The following is a 15,627-nucleotide window of genomic DNA, read 5'->3' as shown; positions in this document are numbered from 1 at the left end:
GCCGATCCCCGCCAATCCCTCGGCCTTTGTCGAACCACCCCTTGTACGCAATCCTTCAAGCAGGCACATCAAAGACATGAATGCACACAGCTCCCCCGCCGACATATTGCCAACGTACGATCAAGGCGCAGCCGAATTTCAGGCGCAACGGGATCGCTCCTTGTTTGAAAAACCCTGCCTTGACAGACTGTTAGGCGTCACACCTCGCAATGTTTCGCCGCGCCGTTTGCTCGACTTAGGATGCGGCACAGGTGCGCCAATCGCCAGTCACCTTGCTGAACGGGGCATGGCGGTCACGGGTGTTGATGGCGCGGCTGGCATGATCGATCTGTTCACTCAAACGCTCCCACAGGCCACAGCCATTCACGCGGATATGAGAGGATTGAACCTTGACGTTACGTTCGATGCAATTTTGGCGTGGAACAGTTTCTTTCATCTGTCGCCAGACGATCAACGCGCCATGTTTCCCGTGTTCGCAAGGCACGCTGCCCCCAAAGCGGCGCTAATGTTTACGGCAGGTCCATCCGCAGGCGAAGTCTGGGGCCACGCGGCCGGTGGCGAAGTTTATCACAGCAGCCTCGACCCCGCCGAATACCTACAGCTACTTGAAGCCAACAACTTCAAAGTGATCGATTACCGCCCCGAAGACCCTGCGTGCCGCGGCCATACTGTTTGGCTTGCCCGTTACGCTGACCCTACTGACGGATCAGAGGCTTAAGCGCCTCTTCTTCAATCGCCCAACGGCCAACGGCCAATGTCACAGCGGCGATTATCGGTGCGCGCCCTTGCGGCGTTGTCAGGCGGGCGCGGTCCTCATCGTTGGACAAGAAACCGACTTCGATCAACACCGACGGAAAATCAGCCGCATTCAAAACCGCCAACGCCGCCTGACGTCTTGGGTTTGAATTCATCACCGCTCCTGTATCCCCCATCGCGATGACCAACTGTTCAGCGAACCGATCGCTTGCTGCTGCCGTTTCAACCCGCACAAGGTCTTGCAACACAGTCGCCACCTCATCCGCCTGCCCCGACAAATCCACACCTGCAAGTAAATCACTGCGTTCGTGGCGTTCAACCATGCGCAAGGACGCCTCGCTCTCGGCTTGATCGGTCAAGGTGTAGATCGCAGCGCCCGTGGCCTGTTCACCGGACAAAGCGTCTGCATGAAGCGAAATGAACAAGTCCGCACCTGATCCCCGCGCAAGGGTCATACGTTCTTGGAGTGGCACAAACGTATCATCTAGACGGGTCACCGCAGGCTGCACCCCTTCGATGCGGCCAAGCGCGGCTGCAAGTTCCAACGCCAAGACCAGAACGACCTCGGCCTCGTGCACGTCACCGTAGCCGGCACCGGGGTCAATTCCGCCATGGCCGGGATCGATCACAATCACCAAAGGATCGTCTTCGCCCTTCACAACGGGCGCAACAGGGTCGGCCGCAGCCAAGAACGCCCAATCAGGATCGTCGGGCGCACCCGCCGCTGCGGCAAAATCGTCGGCAGAGGATGACCGCAACACCACATCGATCTGTGCCGTACCGTCAATCGTATTCGCCGCCATCCCCGCTTGATCGACGCGAACGGGTTCGGCCAGATCAAGGATCATCCTGCTCCAACCTGGGCGAAGACCGCCAAATCGCGCATCCGTAATCCAATCGCTGCGGGTGAACGTCGATACATCGACATTGCGAAAATCGACCTCCTTGAAATCCACCACCAAACGGCGCGGATCATCCAAAGTGAAAACGCGATACGGAACAGGCTGAGACAGGAACAGTTCAACCGTGGTACTGCGCATCCGATCAACCGCCCCCGATTGGGCCACATCAAGCCGCGCCAATGCTGAAAAGTCCTGAGCCGCCACAGGCGAAGCCATGATCAAAACAGCGCAAGCCGCCCGTCTAATTTGACCAAAGAATTTCACGTTGCCGCCCTAACATCATCCATGAAAGCCGCCAAACGATCCAGTCCTTCTCGAATATCGTCGGTGGATCGCGCATACGACAAGCGCACCCATTTATGGCCTTCAACAGGGTCGAAATCCAAACCCGGCGTCACAGCAACACCTGCCTTTTCAAGAACTTGCGAACAAAACTTCACACTGTCATCCGTATAGTCAGAAACATCCACATAAACGTAGAACGCCCCATCTGGCGGCGCAAACTTTCCTAACCCCATCTTGGGAAGGGCTTCAATCATCAGGGCGCGGTTGGCGCGGTAGACGTCAACATTGACGTCCAAGTCCGTAGCGCACTCCATCGCATGCAGCGCCAGTTTTTGTGACGCATGGGACGGGCAGATAAACATGTTCTGTGCCAGCCGTTCAATCCGGCGAACGTGATCTTGCGGCACAACCATCCAGCCGACCCGCCACCCCGTCATCGAGAAATACTTGGAAAACGAGTTAATGACGTAGACTTCGTCGGTGACTTCAAGTGCTGTAACCGTGCGCCCCTCGTAGCCAAGCCCGTGATAAATCTCGTCGCTGATAAAGGCGGCACCTGCGACCTCACAAGCCTGCGCAAGGCTGCGCAATTCGTCCTCCCCCAGCATTGTCCCAGTCGGGTTCGCAGGCGATGCCACAATAAGCCCCGCAAGGTCATGTTCAGCTACATCATCTGCAACCGGCTGCATGCGGGCCGCCATCGTTGTAGGCATATCGACAGGCTGCAAATCCAGCGCCTTTAGAATTTGGCGATAGGACGGATAGCACGGCGCTCCAAGTCCAACGCGTTCGCCGGTATCAAACAAAGCCGAAAACGCGAGCAGAAACGCACCTGATGCACCAGCCGTAATAACAACGCGTTCTGGATCAAGGGTTACACCATACCAATCCTGATAGTGCTGTGCGATCCGTGCCCGCAATTCGGGCAAACCCAGTCCAACTGTATATCCCAGCGGTTCAGCGGTCATTTCGGCGGACAATTGCTCAATCGCCTTTGCGGGTGCACCCGTCCCCGGCTGACCGACTTCCATATGGATAATATGGCGCCCTGCGGCCTCGGCGGCGCGTGCGGCCTCCATAACGTCCATCACGATAAAGGGATCGACCTCACCACGGCTTGAGTTTCTCATCTGCTCTGCCTTACCTTGCTTTGAACCCTATCTGCCCCGCTATACCGGAGCCCGTCAATGCGCCTTTCTGTGATCTCGCTTACCCTGTCTGTTTGTTTAGCGTTCGTGTCTCTCGCGCGGCCTGCCGAAGCGGTGACTTTGCTGCGGGATGCAGACATCGAACACAGCCTCGATCAACTGGCTGCGCCAATCTTGCGGGCGGCAGGGTTAAACCCCAACAACGTGCGCATTCTGGTCGTTAATGACCGTGCCTTGAACGCCTTTGTGATCAACGGCCGCGCGATCTTTATCCATTCAGGCTTGTTGCAACGTCTGACCAGCGCCGAACAACTGCAAGCGATCATCGCCCATGAGGCCGCCCATATCGCCAATGGTCATATTTCTCGCCGTCTCACCAATCTGCGCGGGGCGAACAATGCGGCAGGCTTTGGGATAGCACTAGCACTGGCAGTAGCGCTCGCTTCGGATGAAGCAGCTGCTGCCGGCGGCGTCGCGCTTGGTGCCGCAAGTGCTGCGCAGCGCCAGTTCTTTGCGCATACACGCGCCGAAGAATCCGCCGCTGATCAATCTAGTATCCGCTTTTTGCTGCGCGCAGATGTAAATCCACAAGGCGCAATTGAGGTGATGGATTTATTTCGCGGCCAAGAATTACTGTCCGTGTCCCGCCAAGATCCCTACACGCGCACGCACCCGCTGACGTCTGATCGAATTCGCGCGTTGCGCGGGTTGGTCGCTGCAAACCCCGGAACGGACGCAAACAATCCCAACGCTGATTTCTGGTTTGCCCGCGCCCAAGGAAAACTGAGCGCGTTTACCCAGAACCCTGGCTGGACCCTGCGCCGCGTACGTGGTGATGACACCCCCATCGGGATGATGCGCCGTGCGGTGGCGTATCATCGCCAAGCCGATGCCACCCGCGCCATTTCAGAAATGCAAAGGCTGCTCGCGCAGTACCCAAATGACGCCTACTGGTATGAGTTATTCGGGCAAATCCTGCTGGAAAGCCGCCAGCCCATGGCCGCCGTTCAAGCCTATCAGAATGCAGTAGCCCTGAACGGCAACGAACCTTTGATCCTTGGTGGGTATGGCCGCGCGCTATTGGCCGTGAATTCTGCCGACAGCAATGCCCGCGCCGTCCGCACGCTTGAACGTGCCCGCGCTCTTGATGGCCAGTCTTCTGGCGTTCTGCGGGACCTCGGCCAAGCCTACGCGCTTACAGGTCAGCCCGGCCTAGCGTCTCTTGCCACAGCCGAACGCTACGCTCTTCAGGGCCGAATGGAAGATGCAGTTATCCATGCCACCCGTGCGGCAGATCGCCTACCACGGGGGTCTGCCCCTTGGCAGCGCGCGCAAGACGTGCTTTCTGCTGCTCGATAATATGAACCGGAGTTCTTACACAATGCGCCTTTTGTCGACCCTCTCTGCCCTCGCCCTGACCGCAACCACCGTCATGGCCCAAGACGTTGGCGAAATGAACGACGCGCAGCGCGACGCCTTTCGCGCCGAAGTTCGCGCTTATCTTCTTGAGAACCCCGAAGTCCTAATGGAAGCCATCGGCGTCCTTGAAGCCCGCCAAGCCGAAGCCGAAGTCGCGCGCGACGAACGCCTTGCTGAACTGAATGCCGATGCGTTGTTCAACGATGGTTATTCTTACGTTGGTGGCAATCCTGACGGCGACCTGACGATTGTTGAGTTCGTTGATTACCGTTGCGGGTTCTGCCGTCGCGCCCATCCGGAAGTCGCAGAACTTGTCGCATCGGATGGTAATATCCGCATTATCACTAAAGAATTCCCAATTCTGGGCGAACAATCCCTTTTGGCGTCTCAGTTTGCAGTTGCGACCCAGATCGTTGCTGGCGACGAGTCCTACAAGCTCATCTCAGACGCGCTGTTCGCGCTGCGCTCTGATGTAACGCCTGCCAGCTTGAGCTCATTGGCCGAGGCATTTGACCTCGACGCAGAAGCCATTCTTGCGGAAATGGACAGCGACGGCGTGAAAGAGGTTCTTGCTGCCAACCGCGCGTTGGGTGACCGGATGCAGATCACGGGAACACCAACTTTCGTGTTTGGCAATGAAATGGTCCGCGGTTACGTCCCACTGGACGGCATGCGTGAAATCGTTATCGCACAGCGCGACGAAAGCTAATCACAAGCACCCTTGGTGCATGTAGCCCTCCATTTCAAAGACTTGCCCGTCCACCTGTTGCCAGCGCAATGAAACACGCGTTGTGCAGCCAAAGACGAACCGTGCAACACCACGGCTTGCAAAGCGCCGCCCTTCTGAAGTTGCCGAGGACAAACCGCGATCGTCCGAGACCATGCTGAACCGTTCAGCGTCCAATGCAGTGTCCAATTTAGCGACAGGCGTGCCATCCGGGAACATGTCAGCAAGACGCTGTTCAAGCACGGGTTCTGCCGCTTCGTTGTTCCAAGGGAGGCTGCCAGATATCGGGCGGTCTTGGGCCAATGACATGGTACCAAGAAAGGCTGCGATTACTGTAAGCCCAAGAAGAACCTTGCGAAACATTTTGAGACCTTTCCGTGCGTGAACGACGTTCAACCTACGGAGAAATCCATGATATGAAAGACAGGAATACCCTACCTATTCCGCGGCGCTTGCCGCCGCGTCCAATTCTGCAGCTTTGGTTTCGACCTGTTCAACGATGTGTTCGATCATGTCATCATTGCTCAGTTTATGGGACTGCTGCCCAGCAAGGTAGACCATCCCTGCCCCGTTGCCGCCGCCCGTGAACCCGACATCTGTCATCAAGGCTTCACCGGGGCCATTGACGACACAACCGATGATACTAAGGCTCATGGGCGTCTTGATATGCTCAAGCCGTTTTTCCAAAGCCTCGACGGTTTTGATCACGTCAAACCCTTGGCGCGCGCAACTTGGGCAGGAAATGATATTCACCCCGCGATGGCGCAGCCCAAGCGATTTAAGGATCTCATAACCAACTTTTACTTCTTCGACCGGATCTGCGGACAGGCTGACGCGGATCGTGTCACCAATCCCAGCCCACAACAACGATCCCATACCGATGGATGATTTTATCGTGCCGGACGTCAGCCCGCCCGCCTCGGTGATCCCAAGGTGGATCGGCGCGTCGGTGACTTCGGCCAGTTGTTGATAGGCCGCAGCGGCCATAAACACATCGGAGGCTTTGCAGCTGATCTTGAATTCGTGGAAGTCGTTGTCTTGCAGGATTTTGATATGATCCATGCCGGATTCAACCATCGCATCAGGACAAGGCTCACCATATTTATCGAGTAGATGCTTTTCGAGTGAACCCGCGTTAACGCCAATTCGGATAGAACAGTTATTGTCCTTGGCGGCTTTAATCACCTCACGGATACGTTCGGGCGATCCGATGTTGCCGGGATTGATGCGCAGACACGCCGCGCCTGCTTCGGCGGCTTCGATGCCGCGTTTGTAATGGAAATGGATGTCAGCGACGATTGGCACCGGGCTTTGGGCGCAAATCTCTTTCATGGCAGCGGCGCTGTCTTCATCGGGCACCGAAACACGGACGATATCTGCCCCCGCATCAGCCGCCGCGCGAATCTGGGCCAATGTCGCAGCTACATCAGGCGTCAGCGTATTGGTCATCGTCTGTACGGTGATCGGGGCATCCCCCCCAACAGGCACGTTGCCGACCATGATCTGGCGGCTTTTGCGGCGATAGATGTTACGCCAAGGACGAATGTGATTGAGCGTCATGAGATACCTATTGGTTGTCGCAGCACACACCTAAGCCGCACGAGGCCCATGGGCAACGGGGTGCGACAGCAGGTCTTAAGGAATTTTTGATTATTGGTCAGCTTCGACAGGCGCAATGCCCTGCACTTCGGCAAAACGAACGACCTCGGCCAGATCACTGTCAGCGTCCAAATCCACGGCTGCATAAGTCTCGGTTAAGTTGCCAACCGACAAAGCCAAATTCGACGTAACAGAGCCACGCGGGCCAACAGGACCGTAATGCGCACCATTTACCGCAAAATAAACAGCACCGGATTCGCCAATGCGAAGCGTGGCAGGATCTTCGGTCTGCGGCACATCGAATGTGTCACCCGCTGTCATAACGGTTTCATAGATGGTCGTGCCATCGGCAGCCCGAACACGCACCCAAGCGTCACGAACTGCAACAAGCTGAACACCGGCCCGTGGTGTTTCGGTAACCTGTACGTTTGATCCAACGGCAGCGGCAGGATCGACCTGCGCAACCGCTGTGTCGTCCAAAGGCGCAGGTGCTGCAATTGATCCACCATTACGAGGATCCAAGCTGGCAATCGGCCCATCACGTGGAACCAGAACAGGTGCGTCCAAGGCCTGTGGGCGATAAAGACGATCAAGCGCTTCAGTGCTCGGCGCTTGGAAACCGGCAACAACATCAACACCAGCATCCGTTGCGGGCACACCGCTACCGCCTGCCAGCGGATCAATGTCCGCAACAACGACGGGCGTGTTTTCAACTGGCGCAAGTTGAACTTTTTGAACTTCTTGCAACACGGTCCATCCACCAAACCCAAGGCCACCGATCAAAGCGATCAGAACAGCAAAGGACCCGATCGCACGCGGTTCAACCGCAGCAAACATGGCATCATTCGCAGGAATAAATGGGGTTGCCGGAGTAGCAAAGATATCATTTTCGACCCGTGGCGCCGCAGGCAAAGGCTTCGCGCCTGATGCCTGCTCGGACATGCCGTGGGCTGTCGCAAAACCGGATTCTGTACAGAACGTGTCAAACGCCCAATCTGGATCCATGTTCAGGTAGCGCGCGTAGGACCGTACGTAGCCCGCGATAAAACCAGGTGTGTCAAAAGCAGTTGGGTCGGCATTTTCAATGGCAGCGATGTAGGCCGCTTTGATCTTCAGTTCACGCTGCACATCCAACAGGCTTTTGCCCATCGTGGCGCGTTCGCCCCGCATCAGATCGCCTAAACGTAATTCAAACGCGTCAAAGCCAACCGTCTCGACGGTTGGTTCTTTTTTAGCACGTCTGAACCCATTGCGGATCATACGGTTCCCTTAAAATCTGCCCCATTTAGAATCGACTCGATTCGATATGAGCCATTCCTTACGTTGTTATTACCACAACAAAAACCAATTTGCACATGCAGAGAAATCAGCCCGCAAGCTCGGCACGATTCAGCGCACAATGGGACCAAAGGCCATCCAGTGCCTTTACCAGCGCATCCATCTCTTTAGGACCATGCACAGGGGACGGCGTAAACCGAAGCCGTTCCGTGCCACGCGGCACGGTCGGGAAGTTGATCGGTTGCACGTAAATCCCAAAATCCTGCAACAGCATGTCGGAAAGTTTTTGCGTATGCACAGGGTCGCCCACGATCAACGGCACAATATGGCTGCCATGGTCAATGATCGGGAGGCCCAAACCACGCAAGCGCATCTTAAGGATCTTCGCCTGTGTTTGTTGCTGATCGCGTAAGTCCTGATCACCCTTAAGGTGCGCAACCGATGCCGCCGCCCCTGCTGCAACAGCTGGTGGCAAGGATGTGGTAAAGATAAATCCTGGCGCATAGGAACGCACAGCATCGCACAATTTGGCAGAGGCTGCGATATAACCGCCCATCACACCAAATGCTTTGGCCAAGGTGCCGTTGAACATATCGATCCGGCCCAAAAGTCCGTCGCGTTCAGCAATTCCGCCACCGCGTGGACCATACATGCCAACCGCGTGAACTTCGTCACAATAAGTCAGCGCGCCAAATTCATCAGCGATATCGCAGAGTTCTTTTAACGGGCCAAAATCGCCGTCCATCGAATACACAGATTCGAACGCAATCAATTTTGGCGCCGCAGGATCGTCTGCCGCCAGTTTTGCGCGCAAATCATCCAGATCATTGTGCTTGAAAATACGCTTTTCGCCACCGTTGCGGCGAATGCCTTCGATCATAGACGCGTGGTTCAAGGCGTCAGAATAGATAATCAGTCCTGGAAACAGGCGCGGCAAGGTAGAAAGCGTCGCATCATTGGCAATGTAAGCGCTGGTGAATAACAAAGCATCTTCTTTGCCGTGCAAATCAGCCAATTCGGCCTCAAGGCGCTTGTGATAAACGGTTGTGCCGGAAATATTGCGTGTCCCGCCTGATCCAGCACCTGTTGCGTCCAACGCTTCATGCATGGCCTCAAGGACAACAGGGTGTTGCCCCATGCCGAGGTAGTCGTTGCCGCACCAAACCGTGATATTCTTTTGGTCACCCTCGGGTGTTGTCCAAACCGCATGCGGGTAGTTGCCCTGCTTACGTTCAATATCGATGAATGTGCGATAGCGGCCTTCTTCGTGAAGGCGAGCCAATGCATCATCAAGTTTCGCGTTATAATCCAAGTCATTATCCCTTGTCGTGGCGCAGCGGGGATTATCCCGTCAGCAAGGTTTGGCCCCTATTATCGCCCTGTTTGCTCTCTAGCAATACTTTTGCCACCAATTGCAGTGGGCTGTTACGGTTCGTCGCAGGCATTGCTTGGGCCGTGATATCGCCCTGAAACACAACTCTTGCCTGACCTAAAAACGCATCATGTTGTCCCGACTGCTGCCTTTCATATTCTTCACGCTTCTTTGGTCGCGCTGGTGATGGCGCAATTACCGGCAACGTTAACCTTTGTTCTATTGGGTATTGCTCCGCCGCCTTGGCTGGTTCCGCACCTAGAAATTAGCTCTGTCCGCCCTCGTGGGTCGAGCCCCCTCCTAAGCCATTGACCCTGCCCCGCGATGTGCCACTTTGGCGGCAACCATCATCCGGAGCCCGCACATGACCTCTTCAAACCTCGACGCCGTTCTCGCCAAAATCGACACTGATCTTGATGCATCCCTTGAGCGCCTAATGGGACTGCTAAAGCTGCAATCTGTCTCAACGGACCCTGCCTATAAGGAACAGGTCGACAAGGCTGCCGATTGGCTGGTGGATGATCTGGAAACCCTTGGCGTGACTGCCAGCAAACGAGACACCCCTATGCACCCAATGGTCGTCGGCCATGTGGGCGATACTGGTCCACACTTGCTGTTTTACGGCCACTACGACGTGCAACCCGTTGATCCGATTGAACTTTGGGATCACGATCCGTTTGCGCCATTTATCGAAGACCGCGACGGTTTAAAGGTCATCCGCGGGCGAGGCACATCTGATGATAAAGGCCAGTTGATGACCTTTATGGAGGCTTGCCGCGCGTGGAAGGCCGTAAACGGAAGCCTACCCTGCAAGATTACTTTCCTATTTGAAGGCGAAGAAGAAACCGGTTCACCGTCGCTTGTGCCGTTCATGGAAGAGAACGCGAATGAGCTGAAAGCAGACCTCGCGCTGATTTGTGACACAGGCATGGTTGCACCCGGTGTGCCGTCTATCGCCAGTCAATTGCGGGGCATGCTTAAAGACGAATTCACCCTGCATGGGCCTGCCATGGATTTGCATTCGGGCCACTACGGCGGCCCCGCTGTGAACCCGTTACGGGAAATCTCGCGCATTATTGCCAGTTTTCACGATGACCAAGGCCGCGTGACGCTTGATGGGTTCTATGACGACGTCATCGAAATCGGCGACAATCTGAAAGCACAGTGGAAGACCTGCGGCTTTGATGAGGCCGACTACATGCAAAACGCAGGCCTAACGGAATCGGCAGGTGAACAGCCCTATTCGGTCCTTGAACAACAATGGTCGCGCCCAACTTTGGAAATCAACGGGTTATGGGGCGGTTATCAAGGTGCTGGGTCCAAAACTGTGATCCCAGCAGATGCACACTGTAAAATTACTTGTCGTTTGGTCGGCGATATGGATCCCGACAAAATCCGCGTAGCCCTGCGCAAACACGTGGAAAGCCAATTGCGGTTTGGCACGACGGTCACTTGGGACAACGACCTTGAAGGCGCGCCAGCCAGCGTAATGAACACCGACCGTCCTGAATTCGAACAGGCCCGCCAAGCGCTCACCGACGAATGGGACCGCGAAGCCGTCTTTGTTGGCATGGGTGGATCGATCCCTATTGCTGGCCATTTCAAGACCGTGCTGGACATGGACGCCATGTTGATCGGTTTTGCCTCGGAGGATGATCGCATCCATTCGCCTAATGAAAAATACGACGTTCAAGCGTTCCACAAAGGCATCCGGTCATGGGCGCGTGTTTTGGCGGCGCTGTCCTGATGCGTTTGTTGAAACAACTCTGGATCGTAATCGGGGCCGTTGTCGCGGCATTCTTGGTGTCATGGGTTCTTTATATGCCCGATGCGAATGAACGCGGCGTTTGGCGATCTCAAACAGGCGGGCAAATCATCACCCTAAGCCCCCTAAAGGCGCAACTTTATAGCGAAAGTTCAGCATCTTGCGTCCATCAGCTTACGTTCCCTGCCCATATGAAATTGGTCGAAATGGCCGAAGGCGCGACAGTGCAGGTAGTGGGGGAAGCCCTGCACCTGCTTGCGGATGGAACGCTAGAACCGATCCTGTTTGATCGCATCGCTGCCCTTCCTGACACTTGTGGCGCGTTCAATCCGAATGCCCCCGCGTTAGACGTTTTCAATGCAATGTGGGCGGCGATGGATGAACACTACGCGTTCTTTAGCCTGCATAACGTCGACTGGGATGCACGCCGCGACTTCGCACCCACTGGCGCACCAACGCTGACGAATGAGGACCTGTTTGCGTTGCTCTCTGAGACCCTCACAGGGCTAGATGACGGCCACGTACAACTCGTGAGCCCGTTTGACGGCTTCTCCCCTGCGGTGCGCCCTTCATGGCTGCCTGAGGGCGACACCCAAGTACGCGAGACGCTAACACAGATCGCCCGTGACACGGTCGGCCCCGCCCTCACCCCAGTCGAGCTTACTGGTGTCGAATTCACTCTCATGCCCGATGGCGTGGCCTATGTCCTGATCCGACATATGGGCCTCAATGCGCCTTTTGGCACGACCGAACAGGCCGCCATGGCCACAGCCTTTGCCGATGTCGCGGCCGAGATTGAAACCGCCAATGCGATCATCATCGATATTCGTTACAACCCGGGCGGATCGGATTCCGTATCCTTTGGTGTCGCAAGCCATTTCACGGGACAACCCGTTGACGTGCTTACGAAAACGACCCGCAATGGTGATGGCCAAACTGAGCCCTTCACGGCTACATTGCAGCCGTATGATCCGACGCCACTCACCCAACCAGTCATTCTGCTCACAAGCGAGCTGACAGGCTCTGCCGCGGAAATTCTGACCATGGCGATGCGGGAACTCCCGCAGGTCACGACGATGGGTCATCCTACGTCGGGTGGGTTATCGGATATCCTTGGGTTTACGTTGCCAAACGGTTGGGAACTGGGATTGTCACACCAGACCTACCGCACAATGGATGGCGGTCTTTATGAAGGCGTTGGCATCCCACCGGATGTTGCGTTTGAAATTGAAACCGCCCCGCTTTTACAGGGCGAAGACCCACTTCTTCGAGCTGCGTTTCAACGGGCGAGAGGACAACTTAACTGACCTCTGCACAGCGGAGGAAATCATCAACAACCAAGTGGGGCTAAACCGACCTTCGCTCATATCGAGCCAAGGTCGGTCTAGTGAGCCTTAGGTGATCACATTGAACTCAGGTCCATAAGGATATCCTGTAATGTTCTCATTTCCATCTTCGGTGATGACCAAGATATCATGTTCGCGATAACCGCCTGAACCAGGCGCCCCTTCTGGAACGGTCAACATCGGCTCCATTGAAATAACCATGCCCGGTTCGAGCACTGTGTCGATGTCCTCGCGGAGCTCTAGGCCTGCCTCGCGTCCGTAGTAGTGAGACAGCACCCCAAAGGAATGCCCGTACCCAAAGCTCCGGTATTGAAGCAGATCATGTTCCTCAAAGAAGGTATTGATCTGTTCTGTAACCTCCGCACAGCTTGCACCCGGTTTAAGTAGACTCATGCCTAACTCATGGGCCGCAACATTGGCCTCCCAAATCTTTAGGCTGGCGGAATCCACTGTTTCAACGAACAACGTTCGTTCAAGCGCTGTGTAATAAGCGCTGATCATCGGAAATGTATTGAGGCTTAAAATATCGCCTCGTTGTAAGGTGCGTCCAGTGACAGGGTTATGAGCACCATCTGTATTGATGCCTGATTGGAACCAAACCCAAGTGTCGCGGTATTCAGCATCTGGGAAACGTTTCGCAATCTCCAGCTCCATTGCATTGCGACCCGCCATTGCGACATCTATTTCACGAGTGCCTGCTTTGATCGCATCCCGAACGGCATAGCCGCCAACGTCAGCCACTTGGGCACATGACCGGATCAGTGCAATCTCAGCCACCGACTTGTGCATCCGTTGCCGCATCGTAATCGGAGCCACATCAACAATTGCGTTTGGCGACAAGAAACTATCCATCAAATTACTCTGCGTAAGGGTCAAGTGATCCGCCTCATATCCGATGGTCTTACCCGCGCCAGTGACCGAAAGAACAGCCCGCCAGAAGTTATTCCGCTGCCAATCCGTGTAGGTAATGTTATCGCCATGGCTGCGCCGCCACGGCTGAGCAGCGTCAATTCCCGCGCTAATGGTCACATCATCGGTTTGGGTAACGACTAATGCATATGGCCGCCCGAACGCGCAATAAAGGAAGCCCGTATAATAAGCGACATTATGCATTGAGGTGAAAACGCACGCGTCAACGCCGCTTATCTGCATATCTGCACGCAGGCGTGTCAGGCGATTTTCGTACTCTTTCGGTTCAAATGGCAGGGTCTTGTCACCCTGATGGAAACGGTAAAACTCTGGACGATCCATTGTTGGCTCCTTCATTACATGCCGCAGCACGCATCGAAGAAGGCGACCCTCCTCGACTGAACCGCAGCAAAGAAAAATCCCGGCGTTCAGGAAGGGGAAACGGGGTTGCATGTAAATGCTGGCGACGCCATCGCCGACCCGTGAGAACACTTCGCCGAGAACGTGCAATTAATGCAAGAGATTTCTAAAAACGAATATCAGCTCAAAGCTGCCAAGCGGCCCCGATTTGGTCGTGCTGATTCCTAAATCGCAACCCATCTGCATATTACTCCGAGCTTCGATTTAGGAGTGCACTATGGAAACCCGTTTCGCCGACCGTCTTGCCCGCATTAACAGGCAAAACACCCCTGTAGCTTTTCAGTAAGACGCGTCGGCAGGCGCCACGAGTCAAGACATCGAACCGTCATTCCAAAAGCAGAAAGCAGCCCCGACTACGAACCTGCGGTCCGGTCGATGGGCGTTTTGACAATCAAAGGGGAGAAAAGTGGCGCGGTTGACGGGACTCGAACCCGCGACCCCCGGCGTGACAGGCCGGTACTCTAACCAACTGAGCTACAACCGCGCACTTTCTTGCTTTTACCCTCAAGCAGAGCAGTCTTAAACCCCAGACCAGGGAAGTCCTAACCTCGGACTAAGGGACAGTGATGGCGCGGTTGACGGGACTCGAACCCGCGACCCCCGGCGTGACAGGCCGGTACTCTAACCAACTGAGCTACAACCGCCCACTGTCCGTTGATTTGCATCAACGTGAGGTGCTTCTAGGTGCGACAGCCTACCCCGTCAAGCCACAAGCAACAGTGATTTGCAGCTTTTCGCAATGGCGAGGCCACAACATGCAGTAGGACAAGGGTTTTACGCCGCAATGCGCGTACGATTTATTCAAAAACACTTTGATTTTGCAGCGGAATCCCCGCAATTCTCTTCGTGCTTGCTATCCACACCCTGGGGAGGGTCTAATGGTTAATCTGTCGCGGCGCCATGCTTTGGCGGCCGGTATTGGCTTTGGTGTCACAACATTGATGGGATCAAGCGCGTCCGCGCAGCCTCTTATTCGGCTTCCTAACGATCTTGTGCTGTCGGATGTTGCGACCATTACAGCCGTAAGGACCCCATCCCCTGTCGTCGCAATGACGTTTGATGACGGTCCTCATCCGACGCACACACCGCGGTTGCTCGACATGCTGCGCGAACGCGGACTGCGCGCGACGTTCTACCTTATTGGAAATAGGGTCGCCCAGTATCCGCAGATTGCACGCCGTATTGCCGAAGAAGGTCACGAAATCGGCAACCATAGTTGGTCGCATCCGTTCTTGAACAACTATAGCGACCGCGCTGCCATCCTAGAAATCGATCAAACCACAAATGTAATCTATCAGATCACAGGGCGCCCACCTGTAACCTTCCGTCCGCCCTACGGCGCCTTTACACGTCGTCAGCGGACCTTTCTTAATGACGTGCGTAGCCTGCCGACGATCCTTTGGTCTGTTGACCCACAGGATTGGCGACGTCCGGGCGCACATGTCGTTGCAAACCGAATCCTCAGCCATACACACCAAGGTGGAATCATCCTCAGCCACGACATCCACCGCGGGACCGTCGACGCGATGCCGCAGACCCTAGACGGGCTGACAGCGCGCGGACTGCACTTTGTAACTGTGAGCCAAATTCTCGGTTGGCCGCTGTGGCAGTCGCGAAATTTCCGTATGGTCAGGGAAACGGGCTAAAAAGAACCGCACACCCGCATAACGGTGTTCCAGCGATGGAACTCGGTTTGGCAAT

General features: G+C 55.5%; 13 protein-coding genes and 2 tRNA genes. 6 read left to right on the top strand and 9 right to left on the bottom strand.

Annotated elements, in window-relative coordinates:
- Positions 1-76: 76 nt before the first annotated feature.
- The gene (locus L0666_RS01935) at positions 77-718 is read left to right on the top strand and encodes a class I SAM-dependent methyltransferase (RefSeq protein ID WP_235257564.1); all 642 of its coding nucleotides are present in this window, start codon (positions 77-79) and stop codon (positions 716-718) included.
- Here the strand turns inward: L0666_RS01935 and L0666_RS01930 are convergent.
- The gene (locus L0666_RS01930) at positions 696-1,874 is read right to left on the bottom strand and encodes an N-acetylmuramoyl-L-alanine amidase (RefSeq protein ID WP_235257562.1); all 1,179 of its coding nucleotides are present in this window, start codon (positions 1,872-1,874) and stop codon (positions 696-698) included. The genes L0666_RS01935 and L0666_RS01930 overlap by 23 nt on opposite strands.
- A gap of 44 nt (positions 1,875-1,918) precedes the next feature.
- Positions 1,919-3,073: a pyridoxal phosphate-dependent aminotransferase gene (locus L0666_RS01925; RefSeq protein ID WP_235257560.1), complete on the bottom strand. Its 1,155-nt coding sequence runs from the start codon at positions 3,071-3,073 to the stop codon at positions 1,919-1,921.
- Between the two features lie 57 nt (positions 3,074-3,130).
- Between L0666_RS01925 and L0666_RS01920 the strand changes: the two genes are divergently transcribed.
- Positions 3,131-4,450, top strand: a complete 1,320-nt coding sequence (locus L0666_RS01920) for a M48 family metalloprotease (protein ID WP_235257558.1) — start codon at positions 3,131-3,133, stop codon at positions 4,448-4,450.
- A 1-nt stretch (position 4,451) separates the two neighbouring features.
- On the top strand, positions 4,452-5,219 hold the full coding sequence (locus tag L0666_RS01915; protein ID WP_418887968.1) for a DsbA family protein: 768 nt from the start codon (positions 4,452-4,454) through the stop codon (positions 5,217-5,219).
- On the opposite strand, the gene L0666_RS01910 is transcribed toward L0666_RS01915, so the two are convergent.
- From L0666_RS01910 to hemA, 4 genes are all read right to left on the bottom strand, one after another.
- The gene (locus L0666_RS01910; protein ID WP_235257556.1) at positions 5,220-5,600 is read right to left on the bottom strand and encodes a hypothetical protein; all 381 of its coding nucleotides are present in this window, start codon (positions 5,598-5,600) and stop codon (positions 5,220-5,222) included.
- A 75-nt stretch (positions 5,601-5,675) separates the two neighbouring features.
- Positions 5,676-6,797 (bottom strand): flavodoxin-dependent (E)-4-hydroxy-3-methylbut-2-enyl-diphosphate synthase, encoded by a 1,122-nt coding sequence (gene ispG / locus L0666_RS01905; protein ID WP_235257554.1) that lies wholly within the window; start codon positions 6,795-6,797, stop codon positions 5,676-5,678.
- Positions 6,798-6,887: 90 nt separating this feature from the next.
- Positions 6,888-8,096: a helix-turn-helix domain-containing protein gene (locus tag L0666_RS01900; protein ID WP_235257552.1), complete on the bottom strand. Its 1,209-nt coding sequence runs from the start codon at positions 8,094-8,096 to the stop codon at positions 6,888-6,890.
- Positions 8,097-8,202: 106 nt separating this feature from the next.
- On the bottom strand, positions 8,203-9,426 hold the full coding sequence (gene hemA, locus L0666_RS01895; RefSeq protein WP_235257550.1) for a 5-aminolevulinate synthase: 1,224 nt from the start codon (positions 9,424-9,426) through the stop codon (positions 8,203-8,205).
- Between the two features lie 424 nt (positions 9,427-9,850).
- Between hemA and L0666_RS01890 the strand changes: the two genes are divergently transcribed.
- Positions 9,851-11,233: a M20/M25/M40 family metallo-hydrolase gene (locus L0666_RS01890; protein WP_235257548.1), complete on the top strand. Its 1,383-nt coding sequence runs from the start codon at positions 9,851-9,853 to the stop codon at positions 11,231-11,233.
- Positions 11,233-12,558, top strand: a complete 1,326-nt coding sequence (locus tag L0666_RS01885; RefSeq protein WP_235257547.1) for a S41 family peptidase — start codon at positions 11,233-11,235, stop codon at positions 12,556-12,558. The genes L0666_RS01890 and L0666_RS01885 overlap by 1 nt, the downstream gene beginning before the upstream one ends.
- A gap of 87 nt (positions 12,559-12,645) precedes the next feature.
- Here L0666_RS01885 and L0666_RS01880 read toward each other — a convergent pair whose 3' ends face one another.
- The 3 genes from L0666_RS01880 to L0666_RS01870 form a co-directional block, all read right to left on the bottom strand.
- Positions 12,646-13,848: an aminopeptidase P family protein gene (locus L0666_RS01880; RefSeq protein ID WP_235257545.1), complete on the bottom strand. Its 1,203-nt coding sequence runs from the start codon at positions 13,846-13,848 to the stop codon at positions 12,646-12,648.
- Between the two features lie 485 nt (positions 13,849-14,333).
- Positions 14,334-14,410, bottom strand: a tRNA-Asp gene (locus tag L0666_RS01875).
- Between the two features lie 83 nt (positions 14,411-14,493).
- Positions 14,494-14,570 (bottom strand) — tRNA-Asp (locus L0666_RS01870).
- A gap of 234 nt (positions 14,571-14,804) precedes the next feature.
- On the opposite strand from L0666_RS01870, the gene L0666_RS01865 reads away from it, so the two are divergent.
- Positions 14,805-15,572: a polysaccharide deacetylase family protein gene (locus L0666_RS01865; RefSeq protein WP_235257543.1), complete on the top strand. Its 768-nt coding sequence runs from the start codon at positions 14,805-14,807 to the stop codon at positions 15,570-15,572.
- The last annotated feature ends 55 nt before the right edge of the window (positions 15,573-15,627 follow it).

The organism is Octadecabacter algicola (assembly GCF_021532625.1).
Taxonomy (GTDB): domain Bacteria; phylum Pseudomonadota; class Alphaproteobacteria; order Rhodobacterales; family Rhodobacteraceae; genus Octadecabacter; species Octadecabacter algicola.
The sequence above is the reverse complement of the archived record's forward strand: the minus strand, read 5'-3'. Positions and strand labels throughout refer to the sequence as shown.

Bases quoted from the DNA above. Each gene is read 5' to 3' on its own strand.
- L0666_RS01880 (WP_235257545.1), bottom strand. From the start codon at position 13,848: ATGGATCGTCCAGAGTTTTACCGTTTCCATCAGGGTGACAAGACCCTG.
- L0666_RS01890 (WP_235257548.1), top strand. From the start codon at position 9,851: ATGACCTCTTCAAACCTCGACGCCGTTCTCGCCAAAATCGACACTGAT.
- L0666_RS01920 (WP_235257558.1), top strand. From the start codon at position 3,131: ATGCGCCTTTCTGTGATCTCGCTTACCCTGTCTGTTTGTTTAGCGTTC.
- L0666_RS01900 (WP_235257552.1), bottom strand. From the start codon at position 8,096: ATGATCCGCAATGGGTTCAGACGTGCTAAAAAAGAACCAACCGTCGAG.
- L0666_RS01925 (WP_235257560.1), bottom strand. From the start codon at position 3,073: ATGAGAAACTCAAGCCGTGGTGAGGTCGATCCCTTTATCGTGATGGAC.
- L0666_RS01930 (WP_235257562.1), bottom strand. From the start codon at position 1,874: ATGGCTTCGCCTGTGGCGGCTCAGGACTTTTCAGCATTGGCGCGGCTT.
- L0666_RS01935 (WP_235257564.1), top strand. From the start codon at position 77: ATGAATGCACACAGCTCCCCCGCCGACATATTGCCAACGTACGATCAA.
- L0666_RS01885 (WP_235257547.1), top strand. From the start codon at position 11,233: ATGCGTTTGTTGAAACAACTCTGGATCGTAATCGGGGCCGTTGTCGCG.
- L0666_RS01915 (WP_418887968.1), top strand. From the start codon at position 4,452: ATGAACCGGAGTTCTTACACAATGCGCCTTTTGTCGACCCTCTCTGCC.
- ispG (WP_235257554.1), bottom strand. From the start codon at position 6,797: ATGACGCTCAATCACATTCGTCCTTGGCGTAACATCTATCGCCGCAAA.
- L0666_RS01865 (WP_235257543.1), top strand. From the start codon at position 14,805: ATGGTTAATCTGTCGCGGCGCCATGCTTTGGCGGCCGGTATTGGCTTT.
- L0666_RS01910 (WP_235257556.1), bottom strand. From the start codon at position 5,600: ATGTTTCGCAAGGTTCTTCTTGGGCTTACAGTAATCGCAGCCTTTCTT.